19 protein-coding genes are annotated in these 23,429 nt (G+C 72.3%); 12 read left to right on the top strand and 7 right to left on the bottom strand.

Features of this window, described 5'->3' with window-relative positions:
- The first annotated feature begins 1 nt into the window (after position 1).
- Positions 2-754: a polyphosphate--glucose phosphotransferase gene (gene ppgK / locus HZF07_RS15445; RefSeq protein WP_157342804.1), complete on the top strand. Its 753-nt coding sequence runs from the start codon at positions 2-4 to the stop codon at positions 752-754.
- On the opposite strand, the gene HZF07_RS15440 is transcribed toward ppgK, so the two are convergent.
- Entirely contained in the window at positions 730-1,209 is a 480-nt protein-coding gene (locus HZF07_RS15440) for a MarR family winged helix-turn-helix transcriptional regulator (protein WP_157342802.1), read from the bottom strand. The genes ppgK and HZF07_RS15440 overlap by 25 nt on opposite strands.
- 65 nt (positions 1,210-1,274) lie before the next feature.
- On the opposite strand from HZF07_RS15440, the gene HZF07_RS15435 reads away from it, so the two are divergent.
- Both HZF07_RS15435 and HZF07_RS15430 read left to right on the top strand, forming a co-directional pair.
- A complete protein-coding gene (locus HZF07_RS15435) occupies positions 1,275-3,278 on the top strand; it encodes an MMPL family transporter (protein ID WP_157342801.1) in 2,004 nt (667 codons plus the stop codon).
- Positions 3,279-3,473: 195 nt separating this feature from the next.
- Positions 3,474-4,304 (top strand): type IV toxin-antitoxin system AbiEi family antitoxin domain-containing protein, encoded by an 831-nt coding sequence (locus HZF07_RS15430; protein WP_157342800.1) that lies wholly within the window; start codon positions 3,474-3,476, stop codon positions 4,302-4,304.
- A 232-nt stretch (positions 4,305-4,536) separates the two neighbouring features.
- Here HZF07_RS15430 and HZF07_RS15425 read toward each other — a convergent pair whose 3' ends face one another.
- The gene (locus HZF07_RS15425) at positions 4,537-5,910 is read right to left on the bottom strand and encodes an NAD-dependent malic enzyme (RefSeq protein ID WP_157342799.1); all 1,374 of its coding nucleotides are present in this window, start codon (positions 5,908-5,910) and stop codon (positions 4,537-4,539) included.
- A gap of 101 nt (positions 5,911-6,011) precedes the next feature.
- Between HZF07_RS15425 and HZF07_RS15420 the strand changes: the two genes are divergently transcribed.
- Positions 6,012-6,599 carry a TetR/AcrR family transcriptional regulator gene (locus HZF07_RS15420; RefSeq protein ID WP_157342797.1) on the top strand — a complete coding sequence of 196 codons (588 nt, stop codon included), beginning with the start codon at positions 6,012-6,014 and terminating at the stop codon, positions 6,597-6,599.
- Between the two features lie 33 nt (positions 6,600-6,632).
- Positions 6,633-8,957, top strand: coding sequence for an MMPL family transporter (locus tag HZF07_RS15415; protein ID WP_157342796.1), 2,325 nt, complete (start codon positions 6,633-6,635; stop codon positions 8,955-8,957).
- A 202-nt stretch (positions 8,958-9,159) separates the two neighbouring features.
- Here HZF07_RS15415 and HZF07_RS15410 read toward each other — a convergent pair whose 3' ends face one another.
- The gene (locus HZF07_RS15410; protein WP_157342795.1) at positions 9,160-9,804 is read right to left on the bottom strand and encodes a hypothetical protein; all 645 of its coding nucleotides are present in this window, start codon (positions 9,802-9,804) and stop codon (positions 9,160-9,162) included.
- A 16-nt stretch (positions 9,805-9,820) separates the two neighbouring features.
- Entirely contained in the window at positions 9,821-11,302 is a 1,482-nt protein-coding gene (cls, locus tag HZF07_RS15405) for a cardiolipin synthase (RefSeq protein WP_157342794.1), read from the bottom strand.
- Positions 11,303-11,470: 168 nt separating this feature from the next.
- Between cls and HZF07_RS15400 the strand changes: the two genes are divergently transcribed.
- Entirely contained in the window at positions 11,471-12,538 is a 1,068-nt protein-coding gene (locus HZF07_RS15400) for an AI-2E family transporter (protein ID WP_309504774.1), read from the top strand.
- 37 nt (positions 12,539-12,575) lie between these two features.
- Here HZF07_RS15400 and HZF07_RS15395 read toward each other — a convergent pair whose 3' ends face one another.
- Complete coding sequence (locus HZF07_RS15395) at positions 12,576-12,776, bottom strand: hypothetical protein (protein WP_157342793.1); 201 nt, start codon at positions 12,774-12,776, stop codon at positions 12,576-12,578.
- Positions 12,777-12,993: 217 nt separating this feature from the next.
- Here HZF07_RS15395 and HZF07_RS15390 point away from each other — a divergent pair, with 217 nt between their 5' ends.
- The 5 genes from HZF07_RS15390 to HZF07_RS15370 all read left to right on the top strand — a co-directional run bounded on the left by HZF07_RS15390 (position 12,994) and on the right by HZF07_RS15370 (position 21,044).
- A complete protein-coding gene (locus HZF07_RS15390) occupies positions 12,994-13,500 on the top strand; it encodes a DUF1269 domain-containing protein (protein WP_157342792.1) in 507 nt (168 codons plus the stop codon).
- 130 nt (positions 13,501-13,630) lie between these two features.
- Complete coding sequence (locus HZF07_RS24525; RefSeq protein ID WP_309504772.1) at positions 13,631-16,216, top strand: LuxR C-terminal-related transcriptional regulator; 2,586 nt, start codon at positions 13,631-13,633, stop codon at positions 16,214-16,216.
- A 154-nt stretch (positions 16,217-16,370) separates the two neighbouring features.
- Entirely contained in the window at positions 16,371-18,980 is a 2,610-nt protein-coding gene (locus tag HZF07_RS24025; RefSeq protein WP_232523058.1) for a LuxR C-terminal-related transcriptional regulator, read from the top strand.
- A gap of 91 nt (positions 18,981-19,071) precedes the next feature.
- The gene (locus tag HZF07_RS15375) at positions 19,072-19,659 is read left to right on the top strand and encodes an HdeD family acid-resistance protein (protein WP_157342791.1); all 588 of its coding nucleotides are present in this window, start codon (positions 19,072-19,074) and stop codon (positions 19,657-19,659) included.
- 26 nt (positions 19,660-19,685) lie between these two features.
- On the top strand, positions 19,686-21,044 hold the full coding sequence (locus tag HZF07_RS15370; RefSeq protein WP_157342790.1) for a hypothetical protein: 1,359 nt from the start codon (positions 19,686-19,688) through the stop codon (positions 21,042-21,044).
- On the opposite strand, the gene HZF07_RS15365 is transcribed toward HZF07_RS15370, so the two are convergent.
- Positions 20,953-21,858 (bottom strand): YhjD/YihY/BrkB family envelope integrity protein, encoded by a 906-nt coding sequence (locus tag HZF07_RS15365; protein ID WP_157342789.1) that lies wholly within the window; start codon positions 21,856-21,858, stop codon positions 20,953-20,955. The genes HZF07_RS15370 and HZF07_RS15365 overlap by 92 nt on opposite strands.
- A 142-nt stretch (positions 21,859-22,000) precedes the next feature.
- Here HZF07_RS15365 and HZF07_RS15360 point away from each other — a divergent pair, with 142 nt between their 5' ends.
- Positions 22,001-22,576 carry a potassium channel family protein gene (locus HZF07_RS15360; protein WP_157342788.1) on the top strand — a complete coding sequence of 192 codons (576 nt, stop codon included), beginning with the start codon at positions 22,001-22,003 and terminating at the stop codon, positions 22,574-22,576.
- On the opposite strand, the gene HZF07_RS15355 is transcribed toward HZF07_RS15360, so the two are convergent.
- Complete coding sequence (locus HZF07_RS15355) at positions 22,543-23,421, bottom strand: formylglycine-generating enzyme family protein (protein ID WP_198346404.1); 879 nt, start codon at positions 23,419-23,421, stop codon at positions 22,543-22,545. The two genes, HZF07_RS15360 and HZF07_RS15355, sit on opposite strands and share 34 nt — an antisense overlap.
- Positions 23,422-23,429 lie beyond the last annotated feature (8 nt).

Genomic DNA, 23,429 nt, shown 5'->3' with positions numbered 1-23,429 from the left:
CATGGCGAGCGAGCAGCCCTTCGGCATCGACTTCGGCGGGACCGGCATCAAGGGGGCTCCGGTCGATCTGGACGCCGGCGACTTCGCCGCCGAGCGGGAGCGCATCCGGACCCCGGAGGCGTCCACCCCCGAGAACATCGCCGAGATCTTCGTCGAGCTGCTGGCGAAGTTCCCCGACTGCACCGGCGCGGTCGGCGTCACCGTGCCCGGCGTCGTACGCCACGGCGTCGTCCACTCGGCCGCCAACATCGACAAGTCCTGGATCGGCACCGACGCCGACGCCCTCTTCACCGCCGCGACCGGCCGCGAGGTGCACGTGGTCAACGACGCCGACGCCGCCGGCCTCGCCGAAGTGCGGTACGGCGCCGCGAAGGGCCGCTCCGGGCTGGTCATCGTCACCACGCTCGGCACCGGCATCGGCTCGGCGCTCGTCCACGACGGCGTCCTCGTGCCCAACTCGGAGCTCGGCCACCTCGAGATCGACGGCCACGACGCCGAGTCGCGCGCGGCCAACAGCGCCCGTACCCGCGAGGACCTGTCGTGGGAGGAGTGGGCCAAGCGGCTCACCCGCTACTACCGCACCCTGGAGATGCTGTTCTCCCCCGAGCTCTTCGTCGTCGGCGGCGGGGTGTCCAAGGAGTCGGACGACTTCCTGCCGCTGCTCGACCTCGACACCGAGATCATCCCGGCGACGCTGCTCAACAAGGCCGGCGTCGTCGGCGCGGCGCTCTACGCCTCGGAGGGCGGCGGCTGAGCCTCGAGGTGCTCGAACGCCTCGACGACGCCCCGCAGGTAGCGCTCCACGACCGCGCGCTCCTCGGCCGAGAACGACCGGTCCAGCTGGTCGAGCTCGCGGAACATCGGGAGCAGCTGGGCGAGCACCTCCTCGCGCCCGGACGCGGTGACCTCGACCTGGGTACGACGACGGTCCAGCTCGTGCGGGCGCCGCTGGACGTGCCCGCGCTGGACGAGGCGGTCGACGATGCCGCTGGAGGCAGCCGTGGTGACGTCGAGGAGACGGGCCAGCTCGCCCGGCCCGTGCGGCTCCCGCATCAGGTGCTCCATCGCGACCAGGTCGCTCTCCGACAGCCCCGCCCGGCGGGCGAGCACGTGCCGGAGTCGGCCGCCGAGACGGATGGCCTCGCGGAGCGCGACCAGGCTGCCGGTCTGCTCCCAGCGCTCGGCGAAAGCGCTCGCGGGTCCCGCCATTTTGTCTCACCTGCTTAGTTGCTAAGTTAGTTAGCGATTGTAGTCCTGCACGCCGGAGGTTTTCCATGCACGTCGGGTCGCGCTTCGCGTCGATCATCGCGGGTCGCCGTACCGCGTGGGCGTTCGCCCTCGTCCCCATCGTCTTCGCGCTCGCCGCGATCGGCGTGGTCGGAGAGGCCGCGCACGAGACCGACCCGCGCGACCTGCTGCCCGACGGCGCCGACAGCACGGCCGCCGCGTGGCTGACCGACGATCTCCCGGACGAGGCCACCGAGGCCGCCATCGTGCTGTGGACCGCCGACGAGGGCGAGCTCGACGAGTCGGCCCTCGCCGAGATCGAGCGGCAGGCCACGGGTGCGCTGGTCCCTGCGGAGGACGGCACCGCGGTCTTCACCGTGGTCCCGGTGACGGCCGGCGACGCCGACGAGGTCGGCGCGCAGGTCGACGACCTCCGCGAGCAGCTGCGTGCCGACGTTCCCGACGGGGTGACCGTGCAGGTCACCGGGCCGGCCGGCATCCGCGCCGACCTCGGCAAGGTCTTCGACGGCGCCGACCTCCGGCTGCTGCTCTCGACGATGCTGATCGTCGCCGTGCTGCTGGTCGTGACCTATCGCAGCCCGGTGCTCTGGGTGATCCCGCTCGTGGTCGTCGGCCTCGCCGACCGGGTCGCGGTCGTGGCCGCGACCCAGACCCTCGACGCGGTCGGCCTGCCGTGGGACGGCACCACCACCGGCATCCTCTCGGTGCTCGTCTTCGGCGCCGGCACCGACTACGCGCTGCTGCTGATCTCGCGCTACCGGGACGAGCTGCGCGCCACGGCCGCCCGGCACGAGGCGATGGCCCACGCGCTGCGGCGTACGTCGGAGGCCGTGCTCGGCAGCGCGACGACGGTCTTCCTCGCCGTGCTCACGCTGCTCCTCTCGCTCACCCCGTCGACTCGCGGCCTCGGGCTCGCGTGCGCGGTCGGGGTCGTGGTGGCTGCCGCGTTCGCGCTCGTCGTGCTGCCGGCGACCTTGGTGCTCGTGGGGCGCTGGGCCTTCTGGCCGATGGTCCCGCGCCACGGTGACCAGGCCGCGGTCGACAAGAACTCGGTCTTCCACCGCGTCGGCGGCGTCGTGTCGCGGCGCCCGGCCCTCGTCGTCACCGGCACCCTGGTGCTGCTCGCCGTGCTCGCCAGCGGGCTCGCCGGCGTACGGCTCGGGCTCGACCAGTCCGACCAGCTGCTCGACCGGCCCGAGTCGGTGACCGCCGCCGAGCGCCTCGCCGAGTCCTACCCGCCGGGGACGGTCGAGCCGACCCAGGTCATCACCCGTGGGCCCCAGGAGCAGGTGCTCAGCTCGGTCGAGGAGACCGAGGGCGTGGGCTCGGCCCGGGTCACCGGCAGCGGCGGCGGCCTCGCCCAGATCGAGGTCGTGCTCACCGCCGAGCCCGGATCGGACGAGGCGCACGCGACGATCGACCGGCTCCGCGACACCCTCGCCGAGGTCCCCGACACCCACGTCGGCGGCAACGAGGCGGAGGCGATGGACGAGCGGTCGGCAGCGGAGCGCGACCTGCTGCTGATCGTGCCGCTGATCCTCGTGATGGTGCTCGTCGGCCTGGTGGTGCTGCTGCGCTCGCTGCTCGGCCCGGTGCTGCTCGTGCTGTCGGTGGTGGCCACGTTCGTCGCGGCGCTCGGCGCCTCGTGGTGGATCTTCACCGAGGTGATGGGCTTCGCGGCCGTCGACGTGAAGATCCCGCTCTTCGCGTTCCTCTTCCTCGTGGCGCTCGGTGTCGACTACAACATCTTCCTCGTCACCCGGGCCCGCGAGGAGGCCGCGCGCTACGGCTCCCGGGAGGGCATGCTCCGCGCGCTCACCGTCACCGGCGGGGTGATCACCAGCGCCGGCATCCTGCTCGCCGCGGTCTTCGCCGTCCTCGGCGTGCTCCCCCTCGTCGCCCTCGCCCAGCTCGGCACGATCATCTGCGTCGGCGTCCTGCTCGACACCCTCGTCGTCCGCACCATGCTCGTCCCCGCCGTCGCCGTGCTCCTCGGCGACCGGTTCTGGTGGCCGCGGCGGGTGGGCTAGCTGCGGCCTCGTTGCTTCCGGCTGGCGTCGGAATCACCGGTGCACCGGTGATCCCGTCACTTCTCAGGCGTTGCAACGGCCGAGAAGTGACAGGAGAGCCTGAGTAGTCGGCGACTCGCTTTCGCCGCCCTCGGGGTTATCCACAGCGGGCGAACCCGCTGGCGTCAGCCTCGGCCCGGCGGGCAGGGAACTCGCATGATGATCCCGCCGCCCCGACCGGACGACGACCCGCGCAACGCTCCGGTCTACCTGCGCAAGACCCTGCTCGCCCAAGGCCTCGACGACCGAACCATCCGGCGTCTCGTGGCCGAGGGAACCCTGATCAAGGTGCGCCGGGGCGCCTACGCAGACAGACCCGACCACGACCTGCTGGACGCCGCCGGCCGGCACGGCCTCAGAGCGCGTGCCGTCTGCCAGCAGGCCCGGACGAGCGTCGTCCTCTCGCACGTGTCGGGCCTGCCGGAGTACGACGCGCCGACGTGGGGGCTCGACCTCTCGGAGATCCATGTGACGCGCCCCGATGGTCGGGCCGGGCGGCGCGAGGCCGGCGTGCAGCAGCACTGCGGCACCCTGCTCGAAGGCGACGTCGTCGAGCGCCATGGCGTGCTCGTGATGACGCCGCCGCGCCTGGTGCTCGAGGTGACGACCGTCGCGACCGCAGAGGCCGGGCTCGTGGTCGCCAACCACTTCCTCCACTGCGGCATGACGACGAAGGAGGAGCTCCTCGAGCGCTACGCCCTGGTGGAGAGGTGGCCGTACTCGCTGCGCACCCGGCTCGTCCTGCACCGCGCCGACGCTCGCATCGAGACGGTGGGCGAGAGCCGCACGCTGCACCTGATCGCGACCGCGGGACTCCCGGCTCCGGAGTGCCAGTACCCGATCCGCGCCGCGTCCGGCCGCGTCCTCTACCGCGTCGACTTCGCGTGGCCGGAGCTCGGGGTCTTCCTGGAGTTCGACGGCCGGGTCAAGTACGAGAAGCTCCTCGGTCCTGGAGAGCGAGCATCCGACGTCGTCCTCGCCGAGTAGCGACGGGAGCGACACATCTGCGAGCTGACCGGCTGGCGGTGCATCCGGCTCGACTGGTCGGACCTCGAGAAGCCCGCCCTCACCGCAGCCCTCATCCGCACGGCACTCTTCCCGCGCTGACGATCGGGCGGCCACTCCTCAGGCTCTGCTGTCACTTCTCAGGCGTTGCAACGGCCGAGAAGTGACAGTTTCACCGGTGCACCGGTGAAACCGACAACGGCGGAGCGACCCGTCACTCCCCGCGGATCGCCGCGGCGACGGCCTTGGGGACGTCGGGGTGGAAGACGGTGGGGATGATGAAGTTGGGGTTGAGCTCCTCGTCCTTCACCACGTGCGCGATGGCGTCGGCGGCGCGCAGCAGCATGTCGATGCTGACCTCGTGGGCGCGGGCGTCGAGGAGGCCGCGGAAGACGCCGGGGAAGGCCAGCACGTTGTTGATCTGGTTGGGGTAGTCCGAGCGGCCGCTGGCGACGACGGCGGCGTACCGGTCCGCCTCGGCCGGGTCGACCTCCGGGTCCGGGTTGGCCAGCGCGAAGACGACCGCGTCCGGTGCCATGTCGGCGATCCACTCGGCCTTCAGGACGCCGGGCGCGCTGACGCCGATGAAGACGTCGGCGCCGACGAGCACCGCGTGCAGGTCGCCGGTGACGCCGCGCGGGTTCGTCACCGACGCCAGCTCCTCGTGGGCGGGAGACAGCGCCGGGTCGCCGGCGGCGAGCGCGCCGGACCGGTCGACCACGACCACGTCCGTGACGCCGGCCGCGATCAGCAGGGTGACGATCGCGGTGCCGGCCGCGCCGCCGCCCGAGACCACCACCCGCACGGTCGTGAGGGACTTGCGTACGACGCGGAGCGCGTTCGTGAGCGCGGCCAGCACGACGATCGCGGTGCCGTGCTGGTCGTCGTGGAAGACCGGGATGTCCAGCGACTCCCGCAGCCGCCGCTCGATCTCGAAGCAGCGCGGGGCCGCGATGTCCTCGAGGTTGATGCCGCCGAAGCCGGGGGCGATCATCTCGACGGCACGCACGATCTCGTCGGTGTCCTGCGAGGCCAGGCAGATCGGCCACGCATCGATGTTCGCGAAGCGCTTGAAGAGCGCGGCCTTGCCCTCCATCACCGGCAGCGCCGCGCCGGGGCCGATGTTGCCGAGCCCGAGCACCGCGGACCCGTCCGTGACGACCGCGACCGAGTTGCCCTTCACCGTCAGCCGCGGGATGTCCTCCGGGTTCTCCGCCAGGGCCATCGAGACCCGGCCGACGCCGGGGGTGTAGGCCATCGACAGGTCGTCGCGGTTGCGGAGCGGGACTTTCGAGGTGACCTCGATCTTGCCCCCGATGTGCAGCAGGAAGGTCCGGTCGCTGACCTTGTAGACCTCCACCCCGGACACCTGGGAGACCGCGGCCTCCAGCTCGGACGCGTGGTCGGCGTCGCTCGCGGAGCAGGTCACGTCGACGACCAGCCGCTCGTGCGACGACTCCGCGACGTCGATGGCGGTGACGATGCCACCGGCGCTCGCGATGGTGGTGGCCACCGCCCCGACGACCCCGTGGTCGGGGGCGGTGTGCAGACGCATGGTGATCGAGTACGACGAGGTGGTGGCGGCCATGGGTCGACCCTGCCTGTGCTCGCTGGTTACCAGCAAGTCGCAGCCTGTGATGGCTGCCACAGATTTTGCACTTCGCTCAATTGAGTGCAAAACTACACTCTATGTCCGAGAGTGCAATCAGTCTGCGTGAGCAGAAGAAGGTGGCGACCGCCCACCGGATCACGCACGCCGCGCAGGTGCTCGCCGAGCAGCACGGTCTCGACGGCTTCACGATGGAGGACCTCGCCGAGGCCGCCGACGTGTCCCGCCGGACACTCTTCAACTACTTCGCGAGCAAGACCGACGCGGTCCTCGGCCCCGAGCCGGAGGTGCCCGAACGGGATGTCGCGGCGTTCCGCGCCGGCGGCCCGCACGGCACCCTCATCGACGACCTCGCCGAGCTCGCGCGCACCGCGCTCTCCACCAAGCAGCTCGACCGGCCCACGGTCGAGCGCGCCCGTCGGCTGCTCGTGAGCGAGCCGCGGCTGCTCGCCGCCGCGCACCACCGGTTCGAGACGATCACCGCGGACTTCACCGACCTGGTGCTCGAGCGGGAGGGTGCGGGCTTCGACCCGGCCCGGGCCCGACTCCTGCTGCGGCTGGTCCTCGCGCTGTTCGACGTCGCGCTCGACGCCTTCACCGCAGGCGACCGCACCCTCGTCGAGGCCTTCGACGACCAGCTCGCGGCCGCCCGCGAGCTCCTCGGCTGACCCGTTCCGCTTCCCCACCCAGAAGGACACCCCATGGCAACCCTGCTCCACAGGCTCGGCACGACCGCCTACCGGCGGTGGCCGGTCTTCATCGTCGGCTGGATCGTCGCGATGCTCGCCGTCGGCTTCGTCGCCGCGACCATGTCGAAGCCGATGACCGACTCGTTCTCGATCCCCGGCATCCCGTCCGAGAAGGCGGCCGACATGCAGGAGGAGCTCTTCCCGCAGTCGGTCGACGCCTTCGACCAGGCGACCGTCGACGTCGTCGTCGCCGCGCCGGAGGGTCACACCCTCGAGGACGCGTCGTACGCCGCCGCCGTCGACGCCCTGGTCGCCGACCTGCGCGAGCTGCCGCAGGTCGCGGCGGACGCGCCGATCGCCAACCCCGTCCGGGCTGCCGACTCGCAGCGCCAGCAGATGCTCGAGTCGGCCCGGCAGAGCGGCACCCCGCCGAGCGCGGCGCGGGCCGACGCCCAGGCGCTGAGCCCGCTCTCCGCCGACGCCCGGGTCGGCACGATCACCTTCGACTTCGACGTCGAGACCCCGCAGGACGTGGAGCCCGCCACCCAGGACCGGCTCGCGGAAGTCATGGACACCGCCCGCGCGGACGGCCTCACCGTCGAGGCCAACGGCTCCGGCATGAGCGCCATGTCCGAGCCCGGCGGCTCGTCTGAGCTGATCGGCATCGCCGTCGCGCTCGTCGTCCTCGTGCTCACCTTCTGGTCGATGGTGGCCGCCGGGCTCCCGATCCTCACCGCGGTCTTCGGCGTCGCGCTCGGCATGACCGGCATCACGGCGATGACCGCGTTCATGGACATCGGCTCCAGCACCCCGATGCTCGCGACGATGATCGGCCTCGCGGTCGGCATCGACTACACCCTGTTCATCCTGGCCCGCTACCGCACCGAGCTCCACCACACCGAGGACCGCGAGCAGGCCGTCGGCATCGCGGTCGGCACCGCCGGCTCGGCGGTGGTCTTCGCCGGCCTCACCGTGCTCATCGCGCTCAGCGCCCTGGCGGTCGTCGGCATCCCCTTCCTCACCGCGATGGGTCTCGCCGCCGCCGCGACGGTGCTGATCGCCGTGCTCGTCGCCCTGACCCTGCTGCCGGCGATCCTCGGCATGCTGAAGTCGAAGGCCTTCGCCGGCCGGGTACGCCGCTACGCCCCGCACCGCGAGCCCGACGGCCACGTGCTCAACAACGGGGTGCGCTGGGCCCGGCTCGTCGGCCGCCGACCGGTGGCGTTCGCCCTGGTCACGATCCTCGGCCTCGGCGCACTCGCGCTGCCGCTGAAGGACCTGCACCTCGCGTTCCCCACCGACAGCACCGCTGCCAGCGACACCACGCAGCGCAAGGCCTCCGACCTGATCGCCGAGGCGTTCGGCCCGGGCCGGGAGGGTCCGCTGATGGTCGTCGTCGACGCCACCGACGTCGCTGAGGCCGACCGCGGCGCTGCGATCGGCAAGGTCGCGGCCTGGGCCGCGGACCAGCGGGACGTCGAGAACGCGCAGGTCGTCGGCATGAACGAGGCCGGCACCGGCGCGCAGATCATGATCACCCCGTCCTCCGGCCCCGACGACACGGCCACGGAGCAGCTGCTCCAGGACCTGCGCGACGGCCAGGCGGGCATCGAGGCCGAGACCGGCACGGACACCGGCGTCACCGGTCTGACCGCGATCACGACCGACGTGTCCGAGCGGCTCTCCGACGCGCTGCCGATCTACCTGGCGGTCGTCATCGGGCTCGCGTTCCTGCTGCTGATGGTCGTGTTCCGCTCGATCCTGGTGCCGCTGACGGCGACCCTCGGGTTCCTGCTGTCGGTGCTCGCCACCCTGGGCGCGACCGTGGCGGTCTTCCAGGACGGCGCGTTCGGCCTCATGGAGGGGCAGCCGATCGTCAGCTTCATGCCGATCTTCCTGATCGGCGTGGTGTTCGGCCTGGCGATGGACTACCAGGTGTTCCTGGTGACCCGGATCCGCGAGGCCCACGTCCACGGCTACTCGATGAGGGAGGCGATCGTCGACGGGTTCCGCAACAGCGCCCGGGTGGTCACGGCCGCCGCGACGATCATGACCGCCGTGTTCGCGGCGTTCATGCTCCAGGACGAGCCGATCGTGAAGTCGATGGGCTTCGCGCTCGCCGCCGCCGTCGTCTTCGACGCCTTCATCGTCCGCATGGTGCTGATCCCGGCGACGCTCTACCTCCTGGGCGACCGCGCGTGGTGGCTGCCGCGCTGGCTGGACCGGCTGCTGCCCGACGTCGACGTCGAGGGCGAGAAGCTGGAGCGGCCCTACCTCCGCGACACGTCGTACGACGAGGAGCTCGACGCCCTGGCCCGCGACGAGAGCCGGGCCTGACGGACCGTGGCGCGGGCGTGTTGCCCGCGCCACGGTTTAGGCCGGTCCCCCGCGGGAGACCTTTCTCGGTGGGGGGCAAAGATCCAGGAGGTTGTCGTGTCGGGTGCATCGTTCGTGCTGGCTGGTCTGATGGCGTTCGTCGTGCTCGGGCCGTTGCTGATGGTCGCCGTGCTGGTCACCGGCATGTCTCGCCGGGCCGCGGTCACGCCAGGCGCGCATGCACCTGTGCCGGCTGTTGGTGGCCGACCGGGTTCGAGTGCCCGTTGAGCAGCACCTCGACGCTCTTGCCGTCGAGATCGAGCACGATCCGGTCCGCCGTGATCTCGGCGACCTCGCCCCGGACCAGGTAGGTCTCCGGCGCCACCTGGTTCAGCTCCGCGCCGGGCGGTCCGCGGCGCACGTCCTCGACCGCCAGCAGGCGCAGCGGCCCGCGGCTTCGCCCGAACCGCCACAGCAGCAGCGCCACCACGACCAGCAGCAGATCGACGAGCAGCGTGAGGACAACGAGCACACCGTTGCCGGCCTGGCCGTCGACCTGGAACTGCGCCGGGTCGTCGGGCAGCACCCGGACTTGGAGCTCCCCGCTCGCGACGGCGTCGTCGTACGTCGCGTCGTCCACCTCGACCTGCCGCGTGGCCTGCGCCGGGTCGACGTCGGCCGGCAGCTGGAACCGCAGGTAGTGCCAGTCCCCGGCCACGCCGTGGTCGGTGACCTCGGCCGTCACGTCGACCCCGGCCCGCTCGATGCGGTTGGCCGCCCAGGTGCTGTGCACCAGCGGCAGGTTGACGAGCACGGCCGCGACGACCCACACCCCGACGTACTGCGACCGACGCGCCCGACGAGCCATGGGTCAAGTATCGGGGCTACTGGATCGTGGCGGTGAGGCGCATCAGGTTGTCGACGTAGCGCTGGCCGCGGGTGCGCTGCCGCCACTCGTCGAGGGTGAGCTCGGTCGACAGGGAGCGGTAGGTGTCCTGGACCCGCCCCAGCCGGGCGACGATGTCGGCGCCGGTCATCATCATCACGACCTCGTAGTTGAGGGCGAAGGACCGCATGTCCATGTTGCTGGACCCGACGACCGCGACCCGGTCGTCGACGCTGAAGTGCTTGGCGTGCAGCACGAACGGCTCGGGGTAGAGCCAGATGCGCACCCCGGCCTCGAGCAGCGCCTCGTAGTAGGAGCGCTGCGCGTGGGCGACCATGAACTGGTCGGCCGTCGCCCCGACGAAGAGCTCGACGTCGACCCCGCGCTGCGCTGCGGTGGTGATCGCGTAGAGCAGCGAGTCGTCGGGCACGAAGTAGGGACTCGTCACCGAGAGCGTCCGCTCGGCCGAGTAGAGGATGCTGTTGAAGAGGCGCAGGTTGTTCTCGGTGACGAAGCCGGGACCGCTGGGCACCACCTGCACGCCGACGTCGGCGACCGCCCCGGGCCGCGACGTCGGCGCGCTCGGAACCTCGGCGACCTGGTGCTCCAGGCTCTCACCGGTCTCGGTGAACCAGTCGGTCGCGAAGACGATGTTGAGCTCCTGGACGGCGGGGCCCTCGATCCGGGCCATCAGCTCCACCCAGGCGCGGCCGAGCTTCTGGTTCTTCGGCTTGTCGTAGCAGGCCTCGATCAGGTTCTGCGAGCCGCTGAACGCCACCCGGCCGTCAACGACGAGGATCTTGCGGTGGTTGCGCAGGTCCGGTCGCCGGAACTCGCCCTTCAGGGGCCGGATCGGCAGCATCGGCGCCCACCGGATCCCGGTGCCCTCGAGCTTCGCGAGCATCTCCTTGTAGACCGGGATGCCCTTCGAGCCGATGTGGTCGAAGAGGAAGCGGACCTCGACGCCGCGCTGGACCGCCCGCACCACCTCCTCGAAGAAGGGCGAGGTCACCTCGTCCCACGCCGAGATGTAGAACTGCACGTTCACGAACCGCTCCGCGGTCGCGACCTCCTGTGCCATCGCGGCGACACAGCCGTTGTAGTCGTCGATCAGCTCCACGGAGTTGCCGTGGGTCATCGGGAGCACGCCGAGGTTGCGGTTGAGCTTGGTGAAGCCCTCGACGAGCGGCGGCAGCGGCGGCCGGTCGTCGTCCTCGGCGAGGTGTGAGAGCGGGGCCGCGGCGAGGATCGCCTCGTTGACCTGCACCTGGAGCTCGCGCCGCTTCTTGCCGACGGTCGTCCGGCCGAAGAGGAGGAAGAGCACGAAGCCCAGGAACGGCAGCGCCAGGATCAGGATCAGCCATGCCATCGCGGTCTGCGGTCGGCGCCCGCCCGGCAGCACGAGCAGGGCGCACAGGACGATCGCGAGGTTGAGCGCCACGACGATCGCGCTCCACACCGCGCCAGGAGAAGAGAGCATCCCGGTCATCCCCGCCTCACTCTCGGTGGGTCGCGGCCCCAACGGCGCGTAGCGGGTCCACAGTAGGGATCGGCGAACCTGCGGAGGTCACCCAACTCGGGTGAGCCGACCCCCACCGCGGCTCGACCACGATGGGGCGGCACAGCCCACGGACCCGAGGAGCTCGACGTGTCGACGACCAGCGACCAGACCCGCCCGGGGCTGCCGCGCGGCGTCCTCCTCCTCGTCGGGCTCGCCGCGGCCGTCGTGGTCATCGCCGGGATGAGGGCGGCCGCCGACATCCTCGCGCCGGCGTTCTTCGCCCTGATCCTGACCGTGCTGGCCCATCCCCTGCGTCGCTGGCTGAACCGGTGGATGCCGTCCTGGGCGTCGTCAGCGGTCTGCATCGCGACGGTCTACCTGGGCATCGTGCTGCTGGCGCTGGCGCTGGTCGTCTCAGCGGCCAGGTTCGCGGCCCTCCTGCCGGAGTACACCGACGAGTTCCACAAGCGAGTGGACGACGCCGTCGCGTGGTTGAGCGACGCCGGGGTGGACCAGAAACAGATCGACGCCGTCGCGTCGTCGTTCGACCTCGGCCAGCTCGGCGGCTTCATCGCCGACCTGCTGGGCGAGCTGCTGGGGCTGGTCTCGAACCTGTTCTTCATCTTCGCGCTGGTGCTGTTCATGACCGTCGACGGCAGCTCGTTCCCGCGCCAGCTCGAGCGGGCGCGCGGCTACAAGCCGGCGATCGTCGACTCGATCGACGACTTCGCGCACGGCACCCGCCGCTACCTCGGCGTGTCCACGGTCTTCGGCCTGATCGTCGCCGTCCTTGACTCGATCGCGCTCGCCCTGCTCGGGGTGCCGCTGCCGCTGCTCTGGGGTCTGCTGGCCTTCATCACCAACTACATCCCCAACATCGGCTTCATCATCGGGCTGATCCCGCCGGCCATCCTGGCGCTGCTCGAGGGTGGCCCGAGCCTGATGCTCGCGGTGATCGCCGTCTACTGCGTGCTCAACGTCGTCATCCAGTCGGTGATCCAGCCGAAGGTCGTCGGCGACGCGGTCGGGCTGTCCACCACCCTGAGCTTCTTCTCGCTGGTCTTCTGGACCTGGGTGATCGGGCCGCTCGGCGCGCTGCTCGCCATCCCTCTCACGCTGTTCACGAAGGCGGTGCTGGTCGACGCCGACCCGACGACGCGCTGGGTGCGACCGCTGATCTCCAACAAGGACGAGCCCGAGGACTCCCCGGCCTGAGCCGCGCGGGTGGCCCGGCCGGCCCCTGACAGACGGGTCAGTCGGGGATGGTCACGACCTCGACGACGTTGATGCCCAGCGAGTTCAGCAGGTTCAGCACGCCCTGGAGCTCGGCCTGGTCCGTCATCTCACCCGTGAGCGTCGTGGTGGCGGGCTGCTTGCGTGCGACGAGGTGCGGAAAGGCACCGCTGAGCTCGTCACTGAGCTCCGCGTCGACGCGGATCAACATCCTGGTCATGGGTCGCCTGCATGCTCCCGGGGAAGGGGTGGGCGGAACCGGCGATGTCCTTGTCCCACACCCCGGCTCCGGTCTCGACCGTAAGCGGCGCCCCCGGCGTCCGCCTCACCGGAAAAGGGGGAGACGGTCCGCCCGCCAGGCACCGGCCGGGCCCGGCGGGACAGGTTCACGAGGAACGGGTGAGGTCGTCACCGGCACGTGCGGCCACGCTCGCCCCATGCCCTCGCTCACCGTCTGGCGGTTCGACACGCCCGCCGGTGCAGCGCGCGCCGCACAGCTCCTCGACGACCTGGCCGGCGATCCGGACTTCCAGGACGACCAGACCGTCGCGCTGCACGACGCGGCCGTCGTGGAGTGGGACGCCAAGGAGCGCAGGCCGCGGACCTGGCAGGTGGCCGCGCCGGCGCTCACCGGCGCCCTCGACGAGGGCTTCTGGGCGCTGCTCTTCGGCCTGGTGTTCTTCGTGCCGCTGCTCGGCGCCGCGGTCGGTGCGGCCGGGGGTGCCGTGGCGGGCTCGCTCGCGGACATCGGCATCGACGACCGCTTCATCAACCGGGTCCGCGACCAGGTCACGCCGGGCAGCTCCGCCCTGGTGGTGCTGAGCTCCCGAGCGGCCGTGGACCGGGTCCACGCCGCAGTCGCCGACGTCCCGCGGGCCGAGCTCATCGTCGCCGATCTCGCCGACGCCCACCTGGCCGCGCTGCGCGAGGTCTTCGGTCGGTGAGGCTGCCTCGCGAACCGTCCGCCCACCGGCGTGTCGGCGGACGGCCGGTGCAGCGGCGCGATCCGTGCTGGAATGCTGACGGGACAGGGAGGATGTAACAGTGATGCGGCCAGGGGACAGCGAGCGCTCGGTGGCCACCAGAGCGCCCACGCCACCCGCGCCGTACGTCCCCCGCCCGCGCATCGACGACGCGCTCGACGCCGTCCCGACCCTGCCGGCGACACTGCTGGTCGCGCACGCCGGCACCGGCAAGACGGCCGCCGCCGCCGCCTGGGTCCAGCGGGCGACGAGCGCCGACCCGACACTGAAGGTCGCGTGGGTCCGCGGCGACCACGACGACCACGTGCTCGCCGTCCTCGAGGCGATGCGGTGCCCGGAGCAGCCGGACGGACCCGCCGTCGTCGTGGTCGACGAGATCCACCAGCTCGCGCCGCTGACCGCGAGGTCCATCTCCGAGATCCTGGCCACCGACCCGGAGTCCGTGCGGCTGCTGCTGATGGGCCGGGGCGACCCCGGTCTGGTGCCGACGGCCCTCACCCTCGCCGGTCGGGCGACCCAGCTGCGCGCGACCGACCTCCGTCTCGACGAGGACGGGGCGTGGGAGCTCGTCCGCCCCCACCTCGTCGACACCGATCCCGACGTCGGGGCCGCGCTGCTCGACGAGGCGGACGGCTGGGCTGCGGCGCTGGTCCTCGGCGCCCGGGCCGTCGCGGGGTCGCCCGACGACCTGGCCGCACGCGCGGCTCTCACCGCCACCCGACCGCAGATCGTCGACTACCTCGAGCGCGAGGTGGCCGTCCGCTGGCCTCCGGAGCTGTGGCGCGTGCTGCTCACCACCTGCCACCTCGACGCCGTGCGCGCCGACGAGGCGGCCCTGCTCTCCGGCGTGCCTGACGCCCAGGCCCACCTCGAGCGGGCGACCGGCGTCTTCATCACCACCGGCCACGACCCCGACAGCGGCGCCGCCACCTGGCGCTACCACCCACTGCTCCTCCACCTGCTGCGGCAGCGGACGGGCCCGGACGGTCCGGACCGGCCGCTGGTCGTCGAGGCCCACCACCGCGCGACCGACGCCTACGTCGAGGCCCGGGACGCCGAGCGCGCGCTCCGTCACGCGGGGCTCACCGGCGACATCGATGTCCAGCTGCGGGTGCTCCGGGCGTTCGCGGCCGAGCTGCTGAGCACGCAGCGCATCGCCGCCGTCGAGGAGGCCGTCGCGGCCATCCCGATCGACGTCCGCACCCAGCACCTGGAGCTGATGGTGCTGCGCGCAACACTCCTGCGCCTGCGCGGCCGGGTCGACGCGGCGAAGGCCACCGCGGACCGCGCCCTCGCCGCCGACGGCCGCGGGCCCGCCGTCCCGCTGTCGCGCGACGGCGAGGCACTCCTCGCGATGCTGGAGCTGTGGCAGGCCCGCTACGGGTGGCGGGAGTCGGTGCCGGCGCTGGAGCGCGCCGCGCGGGTCCTCGGTTGCCGCCACGACGAGGAGGTCAGCGCCCACGACCTGGCCGGCATGTCACCGACGGCGGCGGCCTGGCTGAGCCTCGAGCTGTCGGCGTTCGAGATCTGGCTCGGTCAGGTGGCGCTCGCAGGGGTGCACGTCCAGGACGTGATCATGTACGCCGAGCAGGTCGACCACCCCGTCCTCACCCGCGGCGCGCTCGCCCAGCGCGCTGTGCTCGAGATGGTGACGGGCGGCTACCAGAACGCTGTCGAGTCGGCCGAGCGCGCCATGCGCGTCCACGTCCCCGGCTCGGGCGGTGCCGGCAAGGCGACGGCGCGCGCGCACCTGGCGCGCGGCTGGGGTCTGCTGATGGAGCTGCGGCTGGACGAGGCCGAGGCGGCGGTCGACGCGTTCGAGGCCACCCCCCACGGGCTGCGCGACCCGCTGCTGCGCGCGTTCGGCCGGCTGCTGCAGGCGTGCGTCCTGACGGCGACCGGGAACGCCGAGGCGGCGCGCCGGCTGCTCGACGGGCGCGGCGAGGTCCCGGAGCTGCTGCCCCGCCACATCGCCCGCGTCGACCGCCTGGTCCGGCTGCCGATCGCCGTCACGATGGGCGACCTGGGGATGGTCACCGGACTCGCCGACTCCATGCGCGACCTCGGCCTGGAGTCGGAGGTCCGCCTCTCCGAGGCCGTGCAGGCCGCCCTGGCGGGCGACGAGCAGCGGGCCACGCGTGAGCTGGCGGACCTGGTCCTCGCCACGGTCCATGCTCCGGCGTCGGTCGCGCTCCCGGCCGCCGTCTGCCACGTCGCGATGCTCCAGCGGATGGGCACCCCCAGCTCGGTCGAGACCGCCCGGGACCTGGTGCCCGACCTGCTCACCCGGGCGGCACCCCAGCGACTCCTGTGGATCCTGTCGATCGGTCGGATGCTCAGCCCGTCGTTCGCCGACCTCTTCGTCGCCGAGGCCGCCCGGCCCGAAGCACACCCGTTCGCGGCCACCGCCGTCGAGGCGATGGCCCGCCTGCCGCTGCGCTACCCCGACGTCGGGCGGGGCCGGGACGCGTCCGGCCAGACCCGGTTCGTGCTGACCGCCCGCGAGCTCGAGGTGCTCCAGCAGCTGGCGCTCGGCGGGGGCAACGCCGATCTGGCCCGCGCGCTGTTCGTCAGCGAGAACACCGTCAAGACCCACCTCGCCTCGATCTACCGCAAGCTCGACGTCGATCGCCGGGTCGACGCGTTGCGGGTCGCCCGCACGCACGGCCTGCTCTGATAGCCGAATACGGACCTTTTCCGTCGAGTTCCGCGCTCGAGAAAGTTCACCCGGACTTCACCCGGGTGGGTGACACTGATGGCCCATTCCGACCCTAGGGTGACCGTAAAGAGCGGGTCGAACCCGTGCTCGCTCGCCATCGGAGAGAAGACCCATGGCTGGCGCAGCCGCACGGCACCGGCCGCGCACCAGCGCGGCACTGGCCGGACGCCTTCCTGCGTTGCCACGCGCCTACGTCCCGCGCCGTCGACTCTGGGAGCACCTGGACGAGGCCACCGAGTCGGCCGTCACCCTGCTCATCGGCCCCGGCGGCTCGGGCAAGACGCTCGGCATCGCCGGCTGGCTGCGGCGCAGCGGCCGCGCCGCCGACGCGACCTGGGTGACCGCCGACGCCGGCTGGGACGCCGACCGGCTGCTGCCGCTGCTGCGCCGGACGGTGGCCGACCGGCCGGCGCTCGTCGTCGTCGACGACGCCCACCGGCTGCCGCTTCCGACCGTCCGGGCGCTCGACGCGCTCCTCGACACCGACCCCGAGTCCTTCCGCGTGCTGCTCGCCTCCCGGTGGGACCTGCCGTTCACCCGGCTCGCGCCCGAGCTCCTCGGTCACCTGACGATGCTGCGCGGCGAGCTGCTGCGGCTCGACGAGGCCGAGACCGGGGCCCTGGTCGCCGCGCACGCCCGCACCGACGCCCCCGAGGTCGCCCGGGCGATCGCCGGCCGCACCCAGGGCTGGTGCGCCGCGGTGGTGCTGACGGCCCGTGCGGTCGGGGCGACCCCTGACCCCGTCGACAGCGCGCTGCGGTACGCCGCCGGCGGCCCCTCGGTCGCCGACCGCGTGGCCAGCGACGTGTTCGCCACCCTGCGTCCGCGCGAGCGGCACCTGCTGCTCTGCGTCGCCAACGAGCCGGTCGTCACGTCCGAGATCGCGGCGCACCTCTCCCACGACAACGAGGCCGGCGCGATCCTCGCCGACCTGGAGGCCACGGGGCTGCTGGTCACCCGGGTCGCGGCCCACGACTCCGACGAGCTCGTGGCGTCGCCGGCCGAGGCCGGCGAGCGCTACGTCATCCACCCGCTGCTCACCGAGGTCGTCCGCCGGCGGATCTCCTCCGGTGGGGTCGACGTGATCCGCGCGGCGGCCACGGTCCAGCGGGCCGTGCGGCTCGACGTCGGCCGCGGCGCGACGGAGCGGGCGCTCCCGCGGCTCGCGGCCGTCGGCGAGCACGCCGCGGCGGCCGCTCTCCTCGCCGACGAGGGACCGACGCTGCTGCTGCGCGACCACCGGGACGCCATCCAGGGCTTCGCCGCCGCCCACCCGTCGGCCGTCGAGGTCAACCCGGGGACGTGGTTCACGCTCGCGATGGAGCGGTGGTTCCGCGGTGACATCACCACCGCCGCGCAGTGGCTCGACCGGATCCTGCACGAGCCGCAGCCGAACACCCCCGACTCCGTGCTCCACCTGGCCACCGCCCGGCTGATGCGCTCGCGGCTCGGGCTCGAGCCGACCGCACTCGCCATCGAGCACGGTGAGCGGGTCGCCGCGGACGCGGCCTCCCAGGCACCCGCATCGCTGCCGATGCTGCTGTGCGAGATCGCGATCACCCAGAACTGGACCGGCGACCTCGAGGCGGCCGAGGAGCACCTCTCGGCCGCGGTCCGCCTCAGCCAGAGCCACGACCTGCCGCTGCTCGGCGTCGTCGCCCTGTCCCACCTCGCCTTCACCGAGTACATGCGCGGCCGCGAGAGCGCGGCGATCGAGGTCGCCGAGGAGGTGCTCGCCCAGGTGGAGGCTCGCGGCCTCGACGCGGACTACTCGGTGGGACGAGCCCGCCTGGTCCGCCAGCTCTCCCAGCTCAACAGCGTGCCGCTGCGCCGCGGGATCGCCGAGATCGCCCACGACCCGGTGCCGGCCCACCCCTCCGACCTCGCGACCAGGTTCTGGATCCGCACCCGCCGCTCGCGGCTGGAGCTCGCCCACGGGTCCGTGGCCGGTGCCGAGCTGGCGCTCGAGGTGCCGCTGGAGACCCCTCCGCTGCCGGTCCACCTCGCGGTCGGCCTGTTGCTCGAACGGGCCTTCCTCGCCGGCCTGAGCGGCGACGCGCCCCTGCTGGCGCGGATCCACGACCAGCTGGCCGAGCTCGACGCCCGCGCGGAGGCCGCGCTGGTGCGCGGTCTGCGCGCCGACTTCCTCGGAGACCGACGGGCGGCGCTGCGCCACCTGGGCGAGGCCGCGCAGGCTCCGGTCCGGTCGCAGCCGGCCGTCCGGGCGATCGCCCTGGTGGCGCAGGCCCAGCTCGCCGACGCGCTCGGCGAGCGCGACCGGGCACTGGCGCTGCTGCAGGAGGCCTCCCTCGAGACGGCGGTACGCCGCAACGCAGTGGCGTTCCTCGGCTGGTGCCGGCACGGGACGCCGGTGCCCGACCTGGTGCAGCGGCTGCTGGCCGGCCACACCGACCCGTGGCTCTCGGAGGTGCTGGCCGACATCGCCGGGCTCGCCGGCATCACGGCGTTCTTCGGACCCTCCACCGCATCGCCGCGCGAGCGCGAGGGCGAGCCGGCCACGACGATCCGTCCGACGCTGAGCCCCCGCGAGCGCGACGTGCTGCACGAGCTGGCCCGCGGGTCGACGTACGCCGACATCGCGGCCAACCTCTTCGTCTCGGAGAACACCGTCAAGACCCACGTGTCGAGCCTCTACGCGAAGCTCTCCGTCAACCGGCGCAGCGCGGCCCTCGCCGCCGCGCGGGCGATGAACCTGCTCTGACGGCCCCAGGTCAGTCCACCCGATTCGGGCGAGGGCAGTCCGCACCCCCGCGCGGGATCGTGAGGTCACCGACGGCGCCCGGGAGGGACTGATGACGCACAGCCAGATCGCCGAGAGGGAACCGGACCGGCCGTTGCCGCCGCTCCTGGTCAACCTCGCCGAGCACTGGGGACTCGTGCTCGCCTACGCCATCGTGACGCTGGCCATGGGCGTGGCCCTGCTGGTCTGGCCGGACGTCACGATCACGATCTTCACCGTCCTCGTGGCGATCCAGCTGCTGGTGATGGGCGTGCTGCGGCTGGTGGCCGCCGTGTCCGGACGCACCGAGGGGATCCGGGTGCTCGTGGGCCTGACCGGCGGCATCGCGCTCATCGTCGGCCTGCTCATCCTGCGTGACCCGCTGCAGAGCGTGCTCGTCGTCGCCATGGTGCTCGGCGTCTTCTGGCTGATCGCCGGCATCGTCGACGTCCTCGGCGCCCTGGTCTCGCCCGGCGCCGGCGGCCGCGCCTTCGAGCTCGTGACCGGCCTGCTCAGCATGCTGTTCGGTGGCTTCCTCGTGGTCTTCACCGACTTCTCGCTCAAGGTGCTGGTGCTGCTGGTCGCGCTGTGGCTCCTCCTCGCCGGCGCGCTCGCGCTCTTCGCCGCCCTGCGCCTGCGTTCGCTGCGACCGGCCGCCTGAGCCGCCGGGCCTGAAGGGAGTCCACAGTGACCGAGCCCCAGCAGTCCGAGGTCGAGGAGCTGCGCGCCGAGGTCGAGCGGCTGCGGGCGCAGGTCGACGCCGCCCCGCCGACGGTCCCGCTCCCGGTCCAGCAGCCCGACCGCACGGGGTGGTGGCGCCCGGTCGTGGCGACCGTGCTCGTGGTCGTGATCGCGATCCTCACCCCGCTCGGGGTGATCGCGCGCTGGGCGCACAACGAGGTGGCCGACACCGACCGGTACGTCGAGTCGATCGCGCCGCTCGCCGACGACCCCGACGTGCAGGCCGCCGTGACCGACCGGGTCACCAGCGAGATCACCACCCGCCTCCAGGTCCAGGCCGTCACCCAGGAGGCGATCGACGCCCTCAAGGACCGAGGCCTGCCGCCGCTCGCCGCGACCAGCCTCGCCGCGCTCAGCGGCCCGCTGGCCGACTCAATCGAGAGCTTCATCCACGACCAGGTCGCGGCGCTGGTCGAGTCCGACCAGTTCGAGGACGCCTGGATCGAGGCGAACCGCCAGGCGCACACCCAGCTCGTCGCGGTGCTCACCGGCAAGGACAGCGACCTGGTCGAGATCAGCAACAACGCGGTGAGCGTCAACCTGGCCACCGTCATCGACGCGGTCAAGCAGCGGCTGATCGACCGCGGGTTCACCCTCGCCCAGCGGCTGCCGCCCGTCGACGCCCAGTTCACGATCTTCCAGTCCGACGACATCACCAAGGCGCAGAACGCCTTCCGCCTGCTGAGCGCGCTCAACACGCTGCTGCCGATCCTGCTGCTCGTGCTGCTCGCCGTGGCCGTGGGCGTCGCGCGCAACCGGCGTACGACGCTGATCGCGGCGATGCTGGCCGTCGCCGCGTCGATGCTGCTGCTCGGTGTCGCCCTCAACGCGTTCCGGATGGTCTACCTCGACGCGATCCCGACCGACCAGATCCCGGTCGACGCCGCCGCCGCGATCTACGACACCCTGGTCTGGTTCATCCGGCTCAACCTGCGCGCGATCCTGGTCCTGTCACTGGCGATCGCCTTCGTGGGCTGGATCTCCGGCCCCGGCCGGGCAGCGGTCACGCTGCGACGCGGCACGAGCGGCGCGATCGGCCGGGCCCGCCAGGGCGGCGAGCGGATCGGCGTCAACACCGGCGCGTTCGGCGAGTTCCTCGGCACCTACAAGGTCGCCATCCGCGGCGGCGTGCTCGGCCTGGCGCTCATCGTCTACGCGATGGCCGACCACCCGACCGGCGGATTCACGCTCTGGTTGGTCGTGATCGCCGCCGTCATCCTCCTGGTCGTGGAGCTGCTGTCCCGTCCGCCGACGGCCGCCACCGAGCCGGAAGCAGCGGACCCGCCGCCGCCAGCGTCGCCCTGACGACGCGGTGCACCGTCGGGTCCTCGGAGACGATCCGTCCGACGAGGGCCGACCCGACCAGCACGGCGGCGAACCCGATGAGCCAGGTCGAGATCGCGAGGATCACGCCGAGCGTGCCGAACTGCTCGGCGTTCTGGTCGACGTAGAGCGGCATCACGAGCGACGAGCCGCGGCTGTAGACGGTCGTCAGCACCCCGGTCAGCAGCGCGCCGAGGACGAGGTGACGCCACGGCACCCGGCCGAAGAGCAGCAGGCGCGAGGTCGCCAGCCACAGCACGCTCGCCAGGAGCATCTGGGCGCCGGTCCGCATCGTGCCGAGCAGTACGGAGTCGCCGCCGATGAACTGGATGAGGGCCGAGAGGAGCTGCAGCGTGAGCAGCCAGCCCACCAGCCACAGGAAGCAGCGCCGGGCGCCGACCACGCCGCCGATGTGCGGCACCTGCCAGTTCCGCTCGTACATCCGCTGCACCGCGCGGGCGAAGCTGGTGGCCGAGAAGAACGTGATCAGCAGGCCGACCAGCCCGGTCTGCGCACGCACCTCGCTGATGTTCACGTCCGCCTTCACCATCTGGTTGCCGCCGGCGAGCCCGGTGGCCGAGGAGAACTGGTCGAGGCCCGCCTCGGTGAGGTTCGGGAGGAACGCCGCCAGCACCACCAGCATCGGGATCAGCGCCAGCAGTCCCTGGGCGGCGATCAGCATGCACCGGTCGATGAACTCGATGCGGACGAACTCGTTGACCAGACGGCCGAGGATGGGCACGCGTTCGACCAGGTCAAGCACCTGGTCCCGGCGGAGCCGGTACGTCGTGGTCATCCGATCCCGCAGCGCGGCGAGGTCCACCCCGTGCTCACCTCCCGTGTCCGCGGCACACCTTCCGGCAGGATGGCCTCAGCGTGGTGGCACCGCGCCGACGATCGATCACCCGTAGCGGGTGAAACGGGCTGGAGGAGGCACCGTGGACGGCTGGCGTCGCTGGTTGCGGCTCGGCGTCGGGCTCGGGCTGATGGGCGTGCTCTACTTCGTCCTCCCCCTCACCTCGGACCCGAACCGCAGCGAGGTCGTCCGGCTGTGCCTCGGCCTCGTGGTGATGGCGCTGCTCGCGGTGCTGGTGATCTGGCAGGTGCGGCTCCAGATGGTCGACGACACCCGGCACGTCGACGGGCTGGTCCTGGCGCTGGCCCTGTCGATCGTGGTGTTCGCGCTCATCTTCTACACGATCGCGGACCGCTCGCCCGCCCAGATCCCGGAGCTCCACACCAAGCTGGACGCGCTCTACTTCACGCTGACGACCCTGATGACGATCGGGTACGGCGACATCCACGCGGCCGGGCAGTTCGCCCGCGGCGTCGTGATCGTCCAGATCTTCTTCAACGTCGCGATCATCGCGACGGCCGCGACCGCCATCAACCGGCGGATCCGCGAGAAGGCCATCGAGCACGCGCAGGAGCGAGCAGCCAGCGGCGCGTCGTCGGAGCACCTGCTGCGCCGGCGCCGCGGTCACGGACGGAGCACGCACCGGAACCCGACGTGAGAGGTCGTGTCCCGGACGCCGTGACCCTGGCGGGCGGCAGGCCGGTAGCGCTGGCAGTAGTGGGGCGAGCAGAGGTGTGAGCCGCCCTTGGTGACGAAGCGGTCGGTCTCCCGGAGGGACGACCCGCCTCCGCAGCACGGGGACGGGGACGTGCCGTGGTCGTCGGTCCAGCGCGTCGAGGTCCACTCCCAGACGTTGCCGATCATGTCGGCCAGGCCGTAGCCGTTGGCGGGGTAGCTTCCCACCGGCGACGTGCGATGGTGCCCGTCCGGGTCGTCGCTGCGCCAGGGGAACGGGCCGACCCAGGTGTTCGCGAGCCGACTCCCGCCGGGGTTGAGCTCGTCGCCCCAGGCGAAGTCCCGGCCGGCCAGGCCGCCACGGGCCGCGTGCTCCCACTCGGCCTCGCTGGCCAGGTCCTTGCCGGCCCACGCGGCGTACGCCGTGGCGTCCTCCCAGCCGACGTGGACGACCGGATGGTCCTCACGGTCCTCCCAGGTGCTGCCCGGGCCGTCGGGCGCGCGCCAGCAGGCGCCCGGCTGCCAGCGCCACCACTGGGTCCAGTCGCCGAGGTGCACCGGGCCGTCGGTCTGCGTGAAGAGCTGCGAGCCCGGCACCAGCAGCGCCGGGTCGGCGCCGGGGAAGTCCGCGGCGTCGGGTGCCGTCTCGGCGACGGTCACGTGCCCGGTGTCCTCGACGAACCGTGCGAAGTCGGCGTTGGTGACCGGCACCCGGTCGAACCAGACGTCACCGACCTCGACCGTGCGCAGCGGCGCCTCCTCGGCGTACCAGGAGGTGCTCCCGATGACGGCCGTGCCGCCCGGCACCAGCACCATGCCCTCGCGCATGGGTCCTT

The sequence above is a fragment of the Nocardioides agri genome, from assembly GCF_013778305.1.
GTDB classification, from domain to species: domain Bacteria; phylum Actinomycetota; class Actinomycetes; order Propionibacteriales; family Nocardioidaceae; genus Nocardioides; species Nocardioides agri.
Note: the sequence above shows the minus strand (reverse complement) of the source record. Positions and strands in the feature narration are given on the sequence as shown.